At 59.8% G+C, this 16,312-nt stretch carries 15 protein-coding genes; 1 reads left to right on the top strand and 14 read right to left on the bottom strand.

Annotated elements, in window-relative coordinates:
- Window positions 1–108 precede the first annotated feature (108 nt).
- The 8 genes from HIJ39_RS07265 to phoU all read right to left on the bottom strand — a co-directional run bounded on the left by HIJ39_RS07265 (window position 109) and on the right by phoU (window position 8,874).
- The gene (locus HIJ39_RS07265) at window positions 109–1,203 is read right to left on the bottom strand and encodes an MFS transporter (RefSeq protein WP_169098185.1); all 1,095 of its coding nucleotides are present in this window, start codon (window positions 1,201–1,203) and stop codon (window positions 109–111) included.
- Between the two features lie 155 nt (window positions 1,204–1,358).
- Window positions 1,359–2,378 (bottom strand): HAD family hydrolase, encoded by a 1,020-nt coding sequence (locus HIJ39_RS07260; protein WP_169098184.1) that lies wholly within the window; start codon window positions 2,376–2,378, stop codon window positions 1,359–1,361.
- A complete protein-coding gene (gene eno, locus HIJ39_RS07255; protein ID WP_169098183.1) occupies window positions 2,375–3,643 on the bottom strand; it encodes a phosphopyruvate hydratase in 1,269 nt (422 codons plus the stop codon). Before eno ends, HIJ39_RS07260 begins: the two co-directional genes overlap by 4 nt.
- Window positions 3,644–5,182: a 2,3-bisphosphoglycerate-independent phosphoglycerate mutase gene (gene gpmI / locus HIJ39_RS07250; RefSeq protein WP_169098182.1), complete on the bottom strand. Its 1,539-nt coding sequence runs from the start codon at window positions 5,180–5,182 to the stop codon at window positions 3,644–3,646.
- Window positions 5,182–5,952, bottom strand: coding sequence for a triose-phosphate isomerase (gene tpiA, locus HIJ39_RS07245; protein WP_169098181.1), 771 nt, complete (start codon window positions 5,950–5,952; stop codon window positions 5,182–5,184). The genes gpmI and tpiA overlap by 1 nt, the downstream gene beginning before the upstream one ends.
- Window position 5,953: 1 nt before the next feature.
- On the bottom strand, window positions 5,954–7,156 hold the full coding sequence (locus HIJ39_RS07240; protein WP_169098180.1) for a phosphoglycerate kinase: 1,203 nt from the start codon (window positions 7,154–7,156) through the stop codon (window positions 5,954–5,956).
- Complete coding sequence (gene gap / locus HIJ39_RS07235) at window positions 7,149–8,156, bottom strand: type I glyceraldehyde-3-phosphate dehydrogenase (protein ID WP_169098179.1); 1,008 nt, start codon at window positions 8,154–8,156, stop codon at window positions 7,149–7,151. The genes HIJ39_RS07240 and gap overlap by 8 nt, the downstream gene beginning before the upstream one ends.
- Before the next feature lie 61 nt (window positions 8,157–8,217).
- Window positions 8,218–8,874 (bottom strand): phosphate signaling complex protein PhoU, encoded by a 657-nt coding sequence (gene phoU / locus HIJ39_RS07230; RefSeq protein WP_169098178.1) that lies wholly within the window; start codon window positions 8,872–8,874, stop codon window positions 8,218–8,220.
- Window positions 8,875–9,378: 504 nt separating this feature from the next.
- On the opposite strand from phoU, the gene HIJ39_RS07225 reads away from it, so the two are divergent.
- Complete coding sequence (locus HIJ39_RS07225) at window positions 9,379–10,977, top strand: APC family permease (protein ID WP_169098177.1); 1,599 nt, start codon at window positions 9,379–9,381, stop codon at window positions 10,975–10,977.
- 65 nt (window positions 10,978–11,042) lie between these two features.
- Here HIJ39_RS07225 and pstB read toward each other — a convergent pair whose 3' ends face one another.
- The 6 genes from pstB to HIJ39_RS07195 are packed head-to-tail and all read right to left on the bottom strand — an operon-like array spanning window position 11,043 to window position 16,309.
- Window positions 11,043–11,804, bottom strand: a complete 762-nt coding sequence (gene pstB / locus HIJ39_RS07220; RefSeq protein ID WP_169098176.1) for a phosphate ABC transporter ATP-binding protein PstB — start codon at window positions 11,802–11,804, stop codon at window positions 11,043–11,045.
- Between the two features lie 15 nt (window positions 11,805–11,819).
- Window positions 11,820–12,632: a PstA family ABC transporter permease gene (locus HIJ39_RS07215; RefSeq protein WP_243239415.1), complete on the bottom strand. Its 813-nt coding sequence runs from the start codon at window positions 12,630–12,632 to the stop codon at window positions 11,820–11,822.
- On the bottom strand, window positions 12,629–13,483 hold the full coding sequence (locus HIJ39_RS07210) for a PstC family ABC transporter permease (protein ID WP_169098175.1): 855 nt from the start codon (window positions 13,481–13,483) through the stop codon (window positions 12,629–12,631). The genes HIJ39_RS07215 and HIJ39_RS07210 overlap by 4 nt, the downstream gene beginning before the upstream one ends.
- Entirely contained in the window at window positions 13,480–14,235 is a 756-nt protein-coding gene (locus HIJ39_RS07205) for a PstS family phosphate ABC transporter substrate-binding protein (protein WP_169098174.1), read from the bottom strand. Before HIJ39_RS07205 ends, HIJ39_RS07210 begins: the two co-directional genes overlap by 4 nt.
- On the bottom strand, window positions 14,232–15,632 hold the full coding sequence (gene pnpS / locus HIJ39_RS07200; RefSeq protein WP_169098173.1) for a two-component system histidine kinase PnpS: 1,401 nt from the start codon (window positions 15,630–15,632) through the stop codon (window positions 14,232–14,234). The genes HIJ39_RS07205 and pnpS overlap by 4 nt, the downstream gene beginning before the upstream one ends.
- Window positions 15,629–16,309: a response regulator transcription factor gene (locus tag HIJ39_RS07195; RefSeq protein ID WP_169098170.1), complete on the bottom strand. Its 681-nt coding sequence runs from the start codon at window positions 16,307–16,309 to the stop codon at window positions 15,629–15,631. The genes pnpS and HIJ39_RS07195 overlap by 4 nt, the downstream gene beginning before the upstream one ends.
- Window positions 16,310–16,312: the final 3 nt, after the last annotated feature.

Below are 16,312 nucleotides of genomic sequence, written 5' to 3'. Positions count from 1 at the left end.
TGTGCGGTTGCCAACCTGGCCAAAATCCTACGGAATGCCGGGGGCCACAAGTCCGCTCGCCCCAGTGGGACACCGCGCCCGGTCTGAGGGTCGAGTTAACGGGCTACTCTACATGCGGAGCGACGGCATCGCGGACCGACTACGCACACAAGCTGCTAGGTTGAAGAAGCCTAACAGCGATCCATAAATGAGCACCGCCGCCACCCCCGTGGCATGGCCAAACAGGGTGGCAAAGAGGGCCGTAAACAGCAGGTAGACTACCAGCACCAGTTTTCGCCCCACCTTATCCACCAGCCAGGCGGCAGAAAAATAGCCGGGGATTTGTACGGCCGTTACAATCATGGTGTAGCCAAAGGAATTCACCAAGGAATACCCGTGCGCCACCAGCACCGAGGGCAACCAGAGAAACATGCCGTAATAGGCGAAGTTCATCCCCAGCCACAAAATCCACAACATGACGGTACGCCGGCCAAATTGACGATTGAACAATACGCCGAGACGCGGACGGGTCACGTTGGATGGCACGGCAACGGACGTCGCGGCAATTTCCCGACCCGCGGCAAGACTCATGACTTGACGGGCCTCCACAGAACGCCCCGTGCGCATAAGATAGCGGGGCGACTCCGGGATTCCCCGCCGCAAGTACAACACATAGAGGGCGGGAATGGCGCCCACAAAGAAGGCCACCCGCCACCCCCAAGCCGGGATGACAATGAAAGCCACGATTGCGGCAATGAGCCAACCGACCGCCCAGAAGCTCTCCAACAGCACGATGCCGCGGCCCCGGACGCGGGCGGGCAAGAATTCGGTCACCATTGTGGTGGTGACGGGAAGCTCCCCGCCCAGCCCCAGGCCGACAACGAAGCGGCACAACAACAGCATCCACAGCGCAATGGAAATGCCCGAAAGTCCCGTGGCCACACTGTACACCAAAAGCGTCAACATAAACATTTGCCGGCGTCCTAACCGGTCGGCCAACGAGCCAGCCAAAGCAGCCCCAATCGCCATGCCTACCAGATTGATACTGCCAACCACGCCCGCCCAAAAGTCATTGAGACTCCAGGCGCGAATCAGGGCAGCAATGACGAAAGACACGATGCCGACATCCATGGAATCAAACAACGTGCCAAGGCCGGCGACGGTGATGAGCCGATAGTGAAAACGGGTCAGATGGCCTTGGTCAAATTCCTGCTCGCCTGTCATGTCCCACCCTCCCTTGGTGATGATGCTCATGATATGAAGCGGCCAAAGAAGGGTGTGAGAAGGAAAAAACCCCCAAGGGGTTCGCCCTCGGGGGTCCACAAATTTTAAGGAAGGGTCTCATAACCGCCAATCGGTGCGATGCGCTTAGACGGGCGCTAAATGGTTGCGATCCGCTGCTTTCGTCCCGTCACCCAGGCCAACAGCGCCTGCACGCTTTTCGTCATGAGGTCGACGCCCCGCTCCTGGAACAAACTGTAGCCTAGCGGCCCGGGAGAGCCCCCAAGAACCCCGCAGAAGACGCACGGCGGTTCTTCAAGGCCCCGCTCCGCCTCGTAGCGGGCGGCCGTCTGCCAATCGTCCAGATTGTCCCCGGCATAAATCATCAGTTTCGGCTTTAATGCCTCGGCCACCCGAAAAAGGCCGGCAGGATCGGGCTTTCGAATGCCCAGCGTTTCGGTGACCAGTGCCTCCTCGGCAAAAACGCCGCCGAGATGCGCCATATCAAGAGCCGTCTCCACCTCACCGCGGTTGCGTCCGGTATAGAGTCCATAGCGAAACGGCGCTGAAAGCAGCGTGTTGCGGTCAATCAACGGCCGTTCGGCCAGCATTAAGCCATCGCCGCTGATGGTGTCGTTGGACACGCCGAACACCACATGAGACCGATCCCCGGCATAGAACTCCTGCGCTAGTCGGGTTATCCGGGCCCGGTCCCAGGCACTGCTCTTCAAGCGTTCAAACTCACGCGTCTCAATGAGATGAGCGAGCGCATTTTCCAAACCCGCTAGTCCGCCGCCGTATTGGCCTGCCGACCGCGCCACCGTGGCCAAATCCGGCGAGACATTGCGCAGGCCGTCAATCTGCTTGGATCCCGCCAGTTCCGCCTTCACCAAGTAGATTAACACCACGCCTTGAGCCAAGGCCCAATCGCTGTTGAATCCTCCCGCCGCTTTGAAATAGGCGGTCTCGTCAGGCGTAACAGCCGTCTCGTCCCCGGTAAATCCGGATTCACGCAGAAAACGGTCGACGGCCTTGCAAATAACCACCGGGTAACTGTGGCGCACATCCATCAGCACGCCGTCCATGTCAAACACGACAACATCCGCCACTTCAACCTGCATCGCCGCACGGGAGGTCGCATAGACGCCGTCGGCAACCTGCCTCAACTCCAAATTCAACGCCGAAATGCCTCCCAACCGGCAAATTCCAAACCGGTATCCTGCGCCTCAATCATCAAGAGCCGGTTGTACTTTGCAACACGCTCGCTGCGCGCTGGCGCACCGGTCTTAATCTGTCCACTGTTGGTGGCCACCGTCAAATCCGCGATGGTGGTATCTTCGGTTTCTCCGGAGCGATGGGAAACCACCGCGCGCCATCCGCGGCGTGCGGTCATCCGCATCGCTTCTAAGGTTTCGCTGACCGTGCCGATTTGATTCAGCTTGATGAGCACGGCATTGGCGACATCCTCGTCCAGTCCCCGCTGAATGCGCGAGGGATTGGTGACAAACAGATCATCGCCCACCAATTGAATCTGCTGCCCTAGGGCCTGATTGAGGTGCTTCCAACCATCCCAGTCGTCTTCCGACAAACCGTCCTCAAGCGACACAATCGGATAGGCCTTAATTAGCTCTTGATACCACGCGATCAGGGCATCCGCGCTCTTGGTTTCATCCCCTAAACGGTAGCTTCCCTGGTGATACAGCTCGTTGGCCGCCACGTCCAAGGCCAGCGCCACGTCTTCTCCGGGCCGAAGCCCCGCTCGTTGGATGGCCTCGACCAAGAGGTCCAAGGCTTCCCGGTCACCATTCAAATCGGGGGCGAATCCGCCTTCATCGCCGACGGCGGTTCGGAGCCCTCGCTCCTTCAACAGCCCTTTCAAGGCGTGATAGGTTTCGGAAGCCATTTGCATCGCTTCGGAAAACGTCCCGGCGCCGGCCGGCACAATCATAAATTCTTGGATGTCCACGTTATTGTCGGCGTGGGCGCCTCCATTAAGCACATTGAGGAGCGGCACCGGCAAGGTGCGCGCTTGCACACCGCCCAAATAGCGGTACAGAGGCTGCTGAAACGACGCGGCGGCTGCATGCATGACCGCCATAGACACGCCCAAAAGGGCATTGGCGCCCAGCCGGGACTTTTGTTGCGTCCCGTCCAGTTCCAACAATTGCTGGTCGATGCCGTCCTGATGATGGGCCGCCTGCCCTAAAAGCACGGGAGCAATCACATCATTCACGTGGCGAATCACATTGAGAACGCCCTTGCCCCCATATCGTCGGCCGCCATCACGCACCTCAACCGCCTCATGAGCGCCGGTCGAGGCGCCGGATGGGACACGCGCCCAAGCTTCCGTCCCATCTTCCAGTCCTACCCGTACCGCCACGGTCGGGTTGCCGCGCGAATCCAAAATTTCCACGGCTTGAATCTGCCGTATGGTGTCATTCATTTACTCCCGCTCCCCTTCCGTCAGAAGTGAGTGTCCGGCCATCTCTGAAGGAATGGACATCCCCATCAGGTCCAACAGCGTGGGTGCCACATCCTGCAGGCCCCCCGTCTTCAGCTTTCGGCCGCGGAGCCAATCCGATTCCGCGATGATGGCAAAGGGCACCGGGTTGGTCGTATGGTTGGTGTTCGGCTTGCCGTTCTCATCTTGCATCACTTCGGCATTGCCGTGATCCGAAACAATGGCCAACAGCCCGTGGCGATTGAGCACGGCATCCGCTATCCGGCCAATTTCGGCATCCGCCGCCCGGACCGCCTCTTGAGCCGACTCTAATTTCCCAGTATGACCGACCATGTCGGCATTAGCAAAATTCAATAGGATAAATTCGTGTCGGCCTTGCTCTAAGTCTTTCACCACGGCGTCAGCGATTTTCTTGGCGCTCATTTCCGGCGCCTGGTCATAGGTGGCTACCTTTGGTGAAGGAATGAGAATGCGATCTTCTCCCGGATAGACTTTTTCCTGCCCGCCGTTAAAAAAGAAGGTGACATGGGCATACTTCTCCGTTTCCGCCACATGCAGCTGTGACTTGTCATGCTTCGACAACCATTCCGCCAAATTATGGGGAACGCTGGGGCGGTCAAATAAGTGCGGTAGCTCGAAGTCTTCATCGTACTCGGTCATCCCGTAGACCGCCACTTTCTTAAACGGGCGGGAAAAGGCGTCAAATTCCGGATCCGCCAGTGCTCGGGTAATCTGCCGGACGCGGTCGGCACGAAAATTGAAGACCAGCACCACATCATTCTCGTCGATGGTTGTTACCGGTTTCCCGTCGGCATTGACAATCACCGTCGGAACCACAAACTCATCGGTCGTGTCCTCTTGGTACGACTGGTCCAATGCCTCAGGGGCACTTCGGGCTGTCCGGCCGTTCCCTTCCACCATGGCACGATAGGCCTTTTCGGTGCGATCCCATCGCCGGTCCCGATCCATGGCATAGTAGCGGCCTGCGACGGTGGCCACCTGGCCCACTCCGACGCTGTTGATTGCGTTGGCTAAGAACTCCAGCGAGCTCATGGCGCTGGATGGCGGCACGTCGCGGCCATCCAGCCACACATGAATATAGACGTCCTTGAGACCGGCCTCCTTGACAATGTCCAAAATACCCTTCAGGTGTGCCTGATGGCTATGAACACCCCCGGGAGACAATAACCCCATCAAATGCAGACGGTGGCCCCGCGCCCTTCGAAGCGCCTCTTGCAGGACCGGGTTCTTGGCTAACTCCCCGGATTCAACCGCATCCGTAATGCGGGGCAAGTTCTGTTGCACAATCCGTCCTGCACCAATGGTCAAATGCCCCACATTGGAATCGCCCATCTGGTCGGGCATCAGTCCCACGGCCCGTCCGTGAGCTTGAACTTCAGTGCTCGGGTAGGTTTCGCGCAGCTTCCGATAATGCGCTTCCGGCGCGGACGCGATGGCATTCGCTTTGGAATCCGGTGCGAGTCCCCAACCATCCAACACCATCAAGACCACAGGTCGCATTACGGCCGTCCCTCCCCCCACGCGATATTGAGTCCAATCCACTGATTAATGTCGAGTGAGGCGCCCCCGACCAGAGCGCCGTCAATCTCGGGCGCGTTGGCAAAGCCGCTGGCGTTGCCCGCGTTGACCGATCCTCCGTACAAAATTCGTAAATCGCTGTCGAATTGAGGAGTGGTTTCGTGCACCACCGTTCGCGCCAAACGAGCCACGCGATTGGCCTCATCAGGTTCCGGGACTTGGCCAGTACCAATAGCCCAAAGGGGTTCATAGGCAAACACCAAGGCGGTCGTCGTCCGTTCGGTCAGCCCTTCCACCACGGCCCTCACTTGATGGCGAATCACCGCATCGGTTCGTCCCCGTTTCCGCTCCTCGGGACTCTCTCCCACGCAAATAATGGGAATGAGATGTGCATCCAGCGCCGATCGCGTCTTCTCCGCGACCAACGCATCATCCTCGCCATAAAGGTTGCGCCGCTCCGAATGGCCCAGGATGACGAAGGCCGCGCCGGTCTCCCGGACTAAAAAGGCGGACACGGCCCCGGTGTTCGCCCCTTCGCGACCGAGGTCCAAGGTTTGCGCCCCCGTCTGAATGCCACTCCAGGCCAGCACTTGAGAAACGGAATAGAGTGCCGGCAACGTCGGACAGATAACCTCCTGAATTCCCGGCGGAATTTCATCCCGACGCCGCAGCAGCTCACGGGCAAAGGCTATCGATTGGCGCACGGTTTTGTGCATCTTCCAGTTGGCGACAATTAACGGGCTTGACACCATATCATCCCTTTATGGAGTTTATCAATGCCTCGACGCCCGGCAGCGGCTTCCCCTGCAAAAACTCCAGCGTTGCCCCGCCCCCCGTCGAAACGTGAAAGAGCCGATCCTGAACCCCAGCCCGAGCCACAGCAGCCACGGAATCGCCGCCGCCCACCACCACGCGGGCCGAGGAGTTGGCCAGACCTTCTGCCATGCGCAGGGTGCCCTCCGAAAACGCGTCCCATTCGAAGACCCCCATCGGCCCGTTCCATAGCACCGTACGGGCTCCTGTCATAGTTTCCAGCATCTTGTCGACCGCTTCCGGAGCCACGTCCAAGGCCATTTCATCCGCACCCAGCTCACCCGGCTTCGCCACACGGTGCTCGGCGTCAGGTTTGAAGTCTTTGGCCGCCGTGACGCGCTCCGGCAAAAGCAATGGCACCTTTTTGGCGGCGGCCTTATCCAAGAGCCGCTTGGCCGTCTTGACGGCCTCTGACTCCACCTTTGACGCTCCCATGTCGTATCCCTCAGCCACCAAGAAGGTGTTGGCCATCCCCCCGCCGACCGCGAGTCCGTCAACCCGATCCAACAGTGCGTCCAAGAGCTCCACCTTATCGCTCACCTTGGAACCGCCGACCACCGCCCAATACGGGTGCTCTGCATCATGCAGAAGCTGCGACAGGATCAACAGCTCATGCGTCATCAGCCGTCCCGCGTAGCCGGGCAGCAAGGTTGGCAGCAGCGCCACCGAGGCGTCGGCCCGGTGCGCGGTGCCAAAGGCATCGTTCACATAGAATTCACCCAAGGCAGCCAAACGCCGGGCGAAGTCTCGATCGCCCGCCTTCTCGCCCGGGTCATAACGCAAATTCTGCAGCAGCAGCACATCGGCGGGCCGAAGCGACGCCGCTTTTTTGGCCGCACGATCTCCCGCAATGTCGTCGATAAACGCGACATCGCATTCTAAAAGCTCCGAGAGGCGCGGCACCACCACCTCCATAGAAGCGCCGCCCCAACCCTTGGGGCGGCCGCGGTGGCTCATGAGAATGAGCTCCGCGCCCCGTCGCCTAAGCTCCATCAGGGTATCGAGCGCTCCCCGGATTCGGGTGTCGTCCGTGACCTGATCCTGATCGTCGACGGGCACGTTGAAATCCACCCGCACCAACACGCGCCGCCCCTCCACGACCGGGAGGACGTCTAACGTTCGGAAAGGAAAGGACTCATGCATCGTGCTTCGCCACCAGTTGGGTGAGTTCCACCAAACGGTTGGCGTAGCCCCATTCATTGTCATACCAGGCCAGCACCTTGACCATGTGGTCGCCCATGGCCATGGTCTCCTGGCCGTCCACGATGCTGGAATGCGGATCCCCCTTAAAGTCGCCCGATACCAAGGGCTCATCGGTGTAGGCAAGAATGCCCTTCAATGCCCCCTGGCTCGCCTGTTGGAAGGCTGCGTTGACTCGATCGCGGTCCAGCGGCTTTTCCGTGTTGACCACCAAATCCACCACCGACACGACCGGTGTGGGGACCCTAAGCGACATGCCATTCAGCTTGCCCTTCAAGTCAGGCAAAACCAAGTGCAAGGCCTTGGCCGCACCGGTGCTGCTGGGGATGATATTTTGCGCGGCCGCCCGCGCCCGCCGCAAGTCCTTATGTTCCAAATCCAATAGCCGCTGGTCGTTGGTATATGAGTGAACCGTGGTCATCAGGCCGTTGACAATGCCGAAGGATTCATGGAGCACCTTGGCCACGGGAGCCAAGCAGTTGGTGGTGCAGGAGGCATTGGAAATGATGTGGTGCCGACTCGGGTCGTAGCGGTCATCGTTCACGCCCAAAACAATGGTAATATCCTCCCCCTGGGCCGGGGCGGAAATGATGACCCGCTTGGCGCCCGCCCCATCGATGTGGGCTCGCGCTTTTTCCGCTTTGGTAAAGACCCCGGTGGACTCGACCACAATGTCCACGCCGGCCTCCCGCCAGGGAATCTCGGCGGGATTCTTTTCTGAAAACACCCGAATGGAACGGCCATCCACAATCAAATGCTCGCCATCGACCGACACCTCGCCGGGAAAACGTCCATAGTTGCTGTCGTACTTTAAGAGGTGGGCCTGAGCGTTGACGTCCCCGATGCTGTTAATGGCGACAACCTCAAAATCCTTTTGATTCTGCGCAATGCGAAAAAAACGGCGTCCAATGCTGCCGAACCCGTTGATGCCTACTCGAACCACGCTATCGCCTCCAAGTCCCAAGATTGATTCCATTGTACCGAATCTTGGCGGCAGGCCATAGTTAGTCGTTCATTTCCCTGCGCTCGCCGGTTACCATAAAGATGACCCATTCGCCAATGTTGGTGGCGTGGTCGGCGACACGTTCAATGTAATTGGCCACAAAAAGGAGATGGGTGCCCTGTCCGACTGCTTCCGGACGGTCGCGCATCAGCTCAATGAGATCGCGAAAGATGGCCGAGTAGAGATGATCTACATCGTCATCGAGGCGGATCATAGTGGCCGCTTCCTCGATGCTTCGGTGCACATAGGCATTTAGTGCCAGACGCACCATGGAACTCGCCAAACGGGCCATCTCCGGAATGTCTATGAGCGGTTTGACAAAAGCCTCGTTCGCAAGCCGCAGGGTGACTTTGGCGATGTCGGTGGCATGATCCGCCATGCGCTCCAAGTCGGTAATGATTTTGAGCGCCGTGGAAACGATGCGAAGATCGCCCGCTAAGGGCTGCTGAAGCGCAAGCAGGGTGAGACAGCGCCGTTCGATGTCCATCTCCATTTGATCGACCCGGTCGTCCTCGCTAATCACCTCGCGCGCCAAGGCGCTGTTCTTTTCCGTCAACGACCGCACGGCCGCCCGCAGTTGATCCTCAACCAGGGCCCCCATGCGCAGCAATTCCTGTTCCAACTCCACTAGTTGGTCGCTGAAGTATTGCCGGACCACCGCGTCCACCTCCGAGCGCTATTTTTTATTATGGTAATGCGTGGCATGGCTCGAGCGTCTTTCCCATCTAGAGGATGCGGCGCCCGTGTCGGACGGTTCTCATTTCTGTGGGGCAAGCGTATACCAGGCCCTACGGCTCGTCAAGAAAAGCGCCGCCGGCCCCGTGCCCATCTTATTCGCCGCGGCGACCTTATGTTATGCCGCCCGCAGCCTGTAGGAAAAAAGCTCCCTCATATTCCTCGGGCTAAGAGTGCTCTTGGATGCGGTTCATTTTTCCCAGCAACGTTCGGGCAATCCCGGACACGGCGATCATATGCTTTACTGGCCCCCTAACAATTTAGCGCCCAGAAGGAATTCGCATTTTTTCGTCGAATAATCTACGTGCACTTCGCATTATTCTGCATCCCCCCTTTATTCGATTGGCTAACTTTTAATGTCGCCATCTCCCGTCAACCAGGCGACATTCGGCTAGCCGTCGAAGAGAAGCTGAAAGGAGGATTCATCTTGCAACAAGGCAAATTCAAACGCCAGCTCAACTTGGCTGACCTCACCTTCTTAGGGTTGGGCGCCATCATTGGTTCCGGCTGGCTGTTTTCCGCCTTTTACGGCGCAGCCTACGCCGGATCCGACGCCTGGATTGCCTGGGTCTTTGGCGCCGTTGCTGTCGGACTCATTGCATTGGTATACGCCGAGTTGGGTGCAGCCTGGCCCCGTTCCGGCGGCGTAATCCGTTACCCGGAATTTTCCCATGGTTCCTTAGCCGGTTATCTAAACGGTTTTGCATACCTTCTGGCGACGTCCAGTGTGGCCGGCATTGAGGCTTCGGCCGTCCGTCAGTACGCCACCCACTATATCCCGGCGTTGAGCCTCTCCAATGGCAACTACACCGGTTGGGGTCTTCTGGTTGAAATCGTGTTCCTGGCCCTCTTCTTCCTGATTAACTACTGGAGCGTCAACATTTTCGGCAAAGTCAACTCGGTGGTGACAGCACTGAAGTTCATCATGCCGCTGCTGACCCTCGTCCTGTTGTTGACCCAGCTTCACGGCAGCAACTTCTCCATCACCGGCGCCAGCCCCGGCGGCGCGCATGGGATCTTTACCGCCGTGGCGTCAGCCGGTATTGTGTTCTCGTTCCTCGGGTTTCGCCAACCGGTTGAATTTGCCGGTGAAGCGAAAAATCCCCAGCGAACCGTTCCTTTGGCCATTTTGTTGTCGATTGTGTTGGGCGCGATTATCTACGTATTGCTGCAAATTGCGTTTGTGGGCGCCATTCCCGCCTCGGCTCTGTCTCACGGCTGGGGCGCCATTTTGAACAACAAGAATCTCTCTAACTCGCCGTTCGCCACGGTGGCTCTTATGCTCGGCTTTGGATGGCTCTCCGTCTTGCTCTTCGCCGACGCGGTCCTCTCGCCGGCCGGCACGGGCAATATCTATCTCAGCAGCACCGCTCGCATGAGCTATGCCTGGTCGAAGAACGGGTACTTCTACAGCATTTTCAGCCGTGTCGACCCCAGGACCGGCTTGCCCCGGCCCGCCTTGGTGCTCTCCTTCATCCTCGCGGTGGTCTGGATTTTACCGGCCAACTTCCACTCCTGGAGCGGGCTGGTGACGGCTGTCACCTCAGCCACCGTGCTAACTTACGTGTTGGGGCCAGTCACCTTGTCATCGCTCAGAAAGTCCGCGCCAGATCACCCGCGTCCCTTTAAGCTGGGCGGGCACTCTATCATTGCCCCCTTGGCGTTTGTCGCGGGAAGCTGGATTGTGTACTGGTCCGGTTGGACCACCGACCGCATCTTAATCGCGTTGACCCTCGGGTCGCTGATTCTCTACTTCGCTTTCATGGATCGCAACCACGAATCGCTTCAACGGCTGAAGCGCGACTGGAAGTCCGGAGCTTGGGTCATTGTGTACTATATCGTGATGGGCATTATGACCTACATCGGCTCGTTCGGGCCCTTGAAGCACCCCTTGATTTCTGGCCCTTGGCTTGACTCGATCGTGGTTGGCGTGCTGAGTCTCATTTTCTACTACTGGGGTGTGGCGAGCCGCCTGCCGGCCGCCCAAATCACCACCGACGCAGAAGAGGACTTGGACGTCGGCTAAAGCCGAGAAGGCGAGTTGAAAGAGCTGCGGCACCCTGCCGCAGCTCTTTTTTGTCCCCAGCCTCGCTAATCCTCGTAGCGGCCAGTCAAATACTCTTCCGTTTGCTGTTCACGGGGCGCCGTAAATATTTGCCGAGTGTCCCCGGTTTCAATTACCATGCCGTTGGAAAAAAAGGCGGTATGATCGGAAATGCGAGCCGCTTGGCGTAGATTATGCGTCACCAAAATGATAGTGTAACGGCCGCGCAGATCCGCCACCAACTCCTCAATTTTGCTGGTGGACAAGGGATCCAGCGAGGCGGTAGGTTCATCCATCAACAACACGTCGGGATTGACGGCGAGCGCGCGGGCGATGCAAAGCCGCTGCTGCTGGCCCCCCGAAAGGGCTAACGCTGGACGGCGCAGTTTGCCCCGCACCTCATCCCATAGGGCTGCCTGCTTCAGGCTGTTTTCGACCAACCGACGCAGGGTTCGCCCATCGCGCACGCCCTGTAAGCGCGGCCCATAGGCCACGTTATCAAAAATGCTGAAGGGGAACGGATTGGGGAGTTGAAAGACCATCCCCACGCGACGGCGAAGGTCGTTGACGTCGGTGGAGGGATGATAGACATCGATGTCCCCCACCTGGACATGTCCCTGGACACGCGCCCGAGGCGTGCTCTCTTCAATGAGGCGGTTGATGGCCCGCAAAAAGGTGGACTTGCCGCATCCGGAAGGCCCGATCAAGGCCATGACCGTACCCGGCCGGACGTTCAGCGATACGTCCTTCAGCGCTCGTTGGCGGTCGTACCAGACCGACAGCCCCTCGACCCGGATTTCCGGCGCCATACGCTCCCCCTTTCTCTATTCGAACCAGCGCGCAATCCTGCGGCTAATCCAGAGCACCACCGTGACCAAGGTCAACAACACCACCCCGGTCGCGGCGGAGGCTGCATCGCGGCCCGCTGCCAGACCCTCAGTGCGAAGATACCAAATGTGAACCGCCAGCGTTTCCCCGGGGGCCAGAAGCCCCCAATGGCGCGACACGTTTATCCCCGCGGTAACGATGAGAGCCGCCGACTCGCCCGCCATGCGGGCGGCGGCCATGCCCAGGCCCTCAATGAGAGGGGCTGCGGCCGCGGGAATGACAACCCGGACGACGGTCTCAAAGCGACTCGCGCCCAAGGCTAACGAAGCTTGGCGATAGCTGGCGGGCACCCCGCCGAGGGCGGACTCCGATATGGATACCATAAACGGCCAGTTAATAACCGCCAAAGCCAGCGTCCCGGTCAACAGCGAAATGGGCCAGTGAAACCATCCCACCGCTACCCGATAGACGACCAAGCCAATGACAATGGTGGGCGCGGCAAGCCAGGTACCGCGCACCCGTTCCAGGGGCGGGCGCCGCCGCTGGCGATACTCCGTTTGATACACCGCCACCATAAGGCCCAACGGTGCCGTTATCACGAGCGCCAGGCCCACCATCACTGTGGTATTGATGAGCTCGGGCAAAATGCCATCGCCGCCCGCAGCTGCATCGGGCCATGACGAGAGAAAATGCCAAGTCAAGTCTGGCCACCCATTTAGCAACACACTGGCCAAGACCAGCACAAATCCCGCCAGCGCCACCAGCATCAACAACCAGGCCAGATGATGCAGCGTGCGTCCCCGTCTCATGCGCTCGCCCCCCAACGCTCCGACAGCCGGACCAGCACATACATCCCCACCATCAGCAAGAGCGCCATCACATCGAGGACAGCGTGACCGCGGGTCCCGGGGGGAAAGGCCGTCATGTCCGTCACGATTTGGGTGGTGAGAGTGGCACCGGGCGCGGCCACGCCCGTCGGGAAGGTGGTGTTGCCTCCGATCACCATCTGCACAGCCATCGTTTCTCCCACTGCCCGCGCGACCCCCACCAGCAGCCCGTTGACCAACCCCGGCAGCGCGCAGCGCAGCACCACCCTGGTGAGGGTCTGATCCGGCGTGCCTCCGAGCGCCAACGAGGCTTCACGATAGGTGCGGGGTACTCGCTCCAGCGCGTGGAAGAAAAAGAGTCCCAGCGTGGGAAGAACCATCAGCGCCAGGACCAAGCCTGCCGCCAAAAGGCTAAAGCCGGGACCACCCGTGTGAGCCCGGACCCAAGGAACCACCATTTGGATGCCCCACCAACCGAAAATCACCGATGGAACGGCCGTCAGGATATCCAAACCGCGGCTCAAGATGTCTTTGGCCCATCGGCTGAGGTTCTGGGACGCAACCACGGCGGTGGCCAACGCCAAAGGCACGGCTACCATGAGGGCGATGACGGACACGGTGATCGTGCCCGCCACAAAGGGGCCGAGCCCATAACGACCCTTAAGTGGATCCCAGAAATTGGATAGCACATTGGCCACGACCGCCGGCTCGCCCAGTACCCGCCAGCCACCCACCACCAAGGACGCCACCAAGCCCAGCCCGACCAATCCGAACAGCGCCGCACCCGCGCCGGCGATGCGCGCGGGAAGGGCATCCCGGCTTCGAGCCATCATGCTGCCCCCTGACCGGTGCCGGGTCGCGCGAGAAAAGCGGCCAAATCCCGCACCACGGGAGGCGCATCGGGACGATAGTAGAGGGTTGGGCGGGTATAGTAGGGCCAGGCGGACGGGTTTTGAGCGCTAAATGCGCAGCCCCCGACAGCCAGCACGGTCACCCCGCGGGGCGCATGATCGGATTCAACATAGCCTAAGGCTCCCGGCGTTTCCCGCACGGCGGCCAGCATCGCTCCGTTTGACAATTGCACAATGGCCTCGGGACTCATGCGCTGCCCCTTTAAGATTTGCGATTCCACCACGTTCAGTGCGCCGGACGACAGCGGCCGCGTCATGACCAGCACCTTCGTGCCCAGCCCCGGCCAGGTGCGGCGTCGGCCCGCCAACAGGGCGGCCAAAGTCTCGCGACTAAGCGCCGTCGGATTCACCCCAGGGTGGGCGATAAAGAGAATGGGGAGTTTTCCTAATGGCACCGCCACCAACTGCCGACCTTGAGTCCATTCCGCCCGTGGCGGGATGTCCGATACGCCCAGATCAACCCGCCCCTGGCTCACTTCCACCAGCCCGGCCACCGAGCCCCCTCCGGAGAGCGAGACGGTATAGCCAGGGTGGGTTTTCTCCCACTCCGGGACCGCCTGGCGAAGATATGCGAGCACGCTGGTCGCCCCCGCCACCGAAAGGTGCCGCCCGGAACTGAGAGCCCCCGACGCCATCGCTATCAGCGCCAGACATACCGTCAAAACCCAACTCATTCGCCATCCGTCCCTCCGTTCTCGCGGTGCTGCGGCAGCCAGACCACAAATTCCGTGCCCTGTCCTACCGTACTATTCACTTCTATGCGCCCTTGATGGAGTTCGATGATGTGCTTGACAATGGCCAATCCGAGTCCTGTCCCCCCTGAAGCCCGCGACCGCGCCTTGTCAACGCGATAAAAGCGCTCAAAAATACGGGGTAAATCCTCAGCCGGAATCCCAATGCCGGTGTCCTTGACGGAGATTCCCACCAGGCCGCTGGCGGCATCCGATTGCGCCGCGACCGTCACCCGTCCCCCCTGGGGCGTATACTGAATCGCGTTTTGCACGAGATTGAGCAGCACTTCCTGAAGCCGGTCGGGATCACCGGACACCAGCGGCAACACGGAGGGGATGCGCGCTTCCAAAGCGAGCCCGGCTTCCTCCGCCCGAGGAGCCATGCGTGACACCACCGATTCCGCCAGCATGGCGACATCCACCCCTTCCAGACTAAACGGCAGCGAGTGGTGCTCCATGCGTGACAGGGTCAAAAGATCATCCACCAATCGGCTCATGCGGTTGGCTTCCTCATGAATCAGGCGGGTAAAACGGGTGCGGGATGCCTCATCAATGTCTTGATCGTCAATCAGGGTTTCGGTAAACCCGCGAATAATGGTGAGCGGAGTCTGCAACTCATGGCTCACATTGGCCACAAAATCTTGCCGCATGCGGTCCAGCTGGCTTTGCAGGGAAATGTCGCGGGAAACGATGACCGCCCCCTGTCCCCCGAGCGTTTCGGGCAGCGGCGCCACCGTCGCCTCAACCACCAGGCCGGGTTGGTCAGGCGGGCTCCATTGCACCGTCTCGCTGCCCCCATGGCGTGTGACGCGATGGACCGCATCATCAATACGGACATCGCGGATGACTTCGAGCAAATGGCGGCCGCTCACCGTTGGCTCCTGAATGCGGAACATTTCACGGGCCGCTCGGTTGATGAGCGTAATGGTCAGCCCGTGGTTGAGGATGATGATGCCGTTGGCCATGCTGGTCAAAATGGCTTCCAGCTGCTTCTTGTCCTCTTCCAAGTCGCGGGTGCGCTCCATCAACACCTCGGCCACGCGATTCATCCCGTGAGCCAGCGAGTCGAGAGGATCTTCCTGGTCAAGATATACCCGGGCTTGGAGATCGCCGGATGCCCATCGATCAACGGTGTCCTTCAGTTGCACCACCGATTCTGACAGCAACCGCCGCTCTTGGCGCCAGGTGAGGAGATAGCGAATGACCCAAACCCACGCCACCAGAAAGCATAAGACCGCCCAGAGAGGTCCGCGCGGCACGCGCAAGAGCAAAAGTCCCACCGTGGCCAGCGCGAGGGCCGCCGGAACCAGCACAATGTTAGCGCGCCCAAAAGTTCTCATGGTTGGGCAAACCGATACCCGACACCCCGCACAGTTTCGATGAATCGGGGCTTTTGCGGGTCCTCATGCAGCTTTTCCCTGAGGTGGCGGACGTGGACATCCACCGTGCGGGAGTCGCCGTAAAAGTCCTCGCCCCAGACCCGGACCAACAGTTCATCGCGGGTAAAGGCGCGGCCCGGATGACGGGCCAAGATCGTCAGAAGCTCAAACTCGGTAAAGGTTAGATTGATTGGCTGACCATCCACCTGCACGGTGCGCCGCTCGACGTCGATTTCCAGTCCCGGCACCCGGACCTCGCCATTGTCTTCCCGGCCTTTGGCACTGCGCCGCAAAATAGCCTTGACCCGCGCCGTCAACTCTCGGGGCGAAAAAGGCTTGGTGACATAGTCGTCCGCTCCCAATTCCAGTCCCAGCACCCGATCAACCTCATCCTTGCGCGCGGTCAGCATGATAATGGGCACATCCGTGCTCTGGCGAATGGCGCGGCACGCCTCCAGTCCCGACAGCCCGGGCAACATGACGTCCAGAATCACCAAATCGAACGGCTCGCGCCCCACACGCTCCACGGCCGTGCGCCCGTCCTCCTCAGTTTCTACCTGATACCCTTCGCGGGTGAGATGATAGGTGACCAGTTCCAAAATCGCCCGCTCGTCGTCAACCACCAATAGACGCGCCATGCG

This window comes from Sulfobacillus harzensis, assembly GCF_012933365.1.
Classification (GTDB): Bacteria; Bacillota; Sulfobacillia; order Sulfobacillales; family Sulfobacillaceae; genus Sulfobacillus_B; species Sulfobacillus_B harzensis.
This window is presented reverse-complemented; position numbering and strand designations above follow the sequence as displayed.

What these genes read in the sequence shown, in the direction of transcription:
- HIJ39_RS07210 (WP_169098175.1), bottom strand. Translation starts at nt 13,483, where the DNA reads ATGATGGCTCGAAGCCGGGATGCCCTTCCCGCGCGCATCGCCGGCGCG.
- pnpS (WP_169098173.1), bottom strand. Translation starts at nt 15,632, where the DNA reads ATGAGAACTTTTGGGCGCGCTAACATTGTGCTGGTTCCGGCGGCCCTC.
- pstB (WP_169098176.1), bottom strand. Translation starts at nt 11,804, where the DNA reads ATGGCGCCGGAAATCCGGGTCGAGGGGCTGTCGGTCTGGTACGACCGC.
- eno (WP_169098183.1), bottom strand. Translation starts at nt 3,643, where the DNA reads ATGAATGACACCATACGGCAGATTCAAGCCGTGGAAATTTTGGATTCG.
- HIJ39_RS07240 (WP_169098180.1), bottom strand. Translation starts at nt 7,156, where the DNA reads ATGCATGAGTCCTTTCCTTTCCGAACGTTAGACGTCCTCCCGGTCGTG.
- HIJ39_RS07195 (WP_169098170.1), bottom strand. Translation starts at nt 16,309, where the DNA reads ATGGCGCGTCTATTGGTGGTTGACGACGAGCGGGCGATTTTGGAACTG.
- gpmI (WP_169098182.1), bottom strand. Translation starts at nt 5,182, where the DNA reads ATGCGACCTGTGGTCTTGATGGTGTTGGATGGTTGGGGACTCGCACCG.
- HIJ39_RS07265 (WP_169098185.1), bottom strand. Translation starts at nt 1,203, where the DNA reads ATGACAGGCGAGCAGGAATTTGACCAAGGCCATCTGACCCGTTTTCAC.
- tpiA (WP_169098181.1), bottom strand. Translation starts at nt 5,952, where the DNA reads ATGGTGTCAAGCCCGTTAATTGTCGCCAACTGGAAGATGCACAAAACC.
- HIJ39_RS07215 (WP_243239415.1), bottom strand. Translation starts at nt 12,632, where the DNA reads ATGAGACGGGGACGCACGCTGCATCATCTGGCCTGGTTGTTGATGCTG.
- HIJ39_RS07205 (WP_169098174.1), bottom strand. Translation starts at nt 14,235, where the DNA reads ATGAGTTGGGTTTTGACGGTATGTCTGGCGCTGATAGCGATGGCGTCG.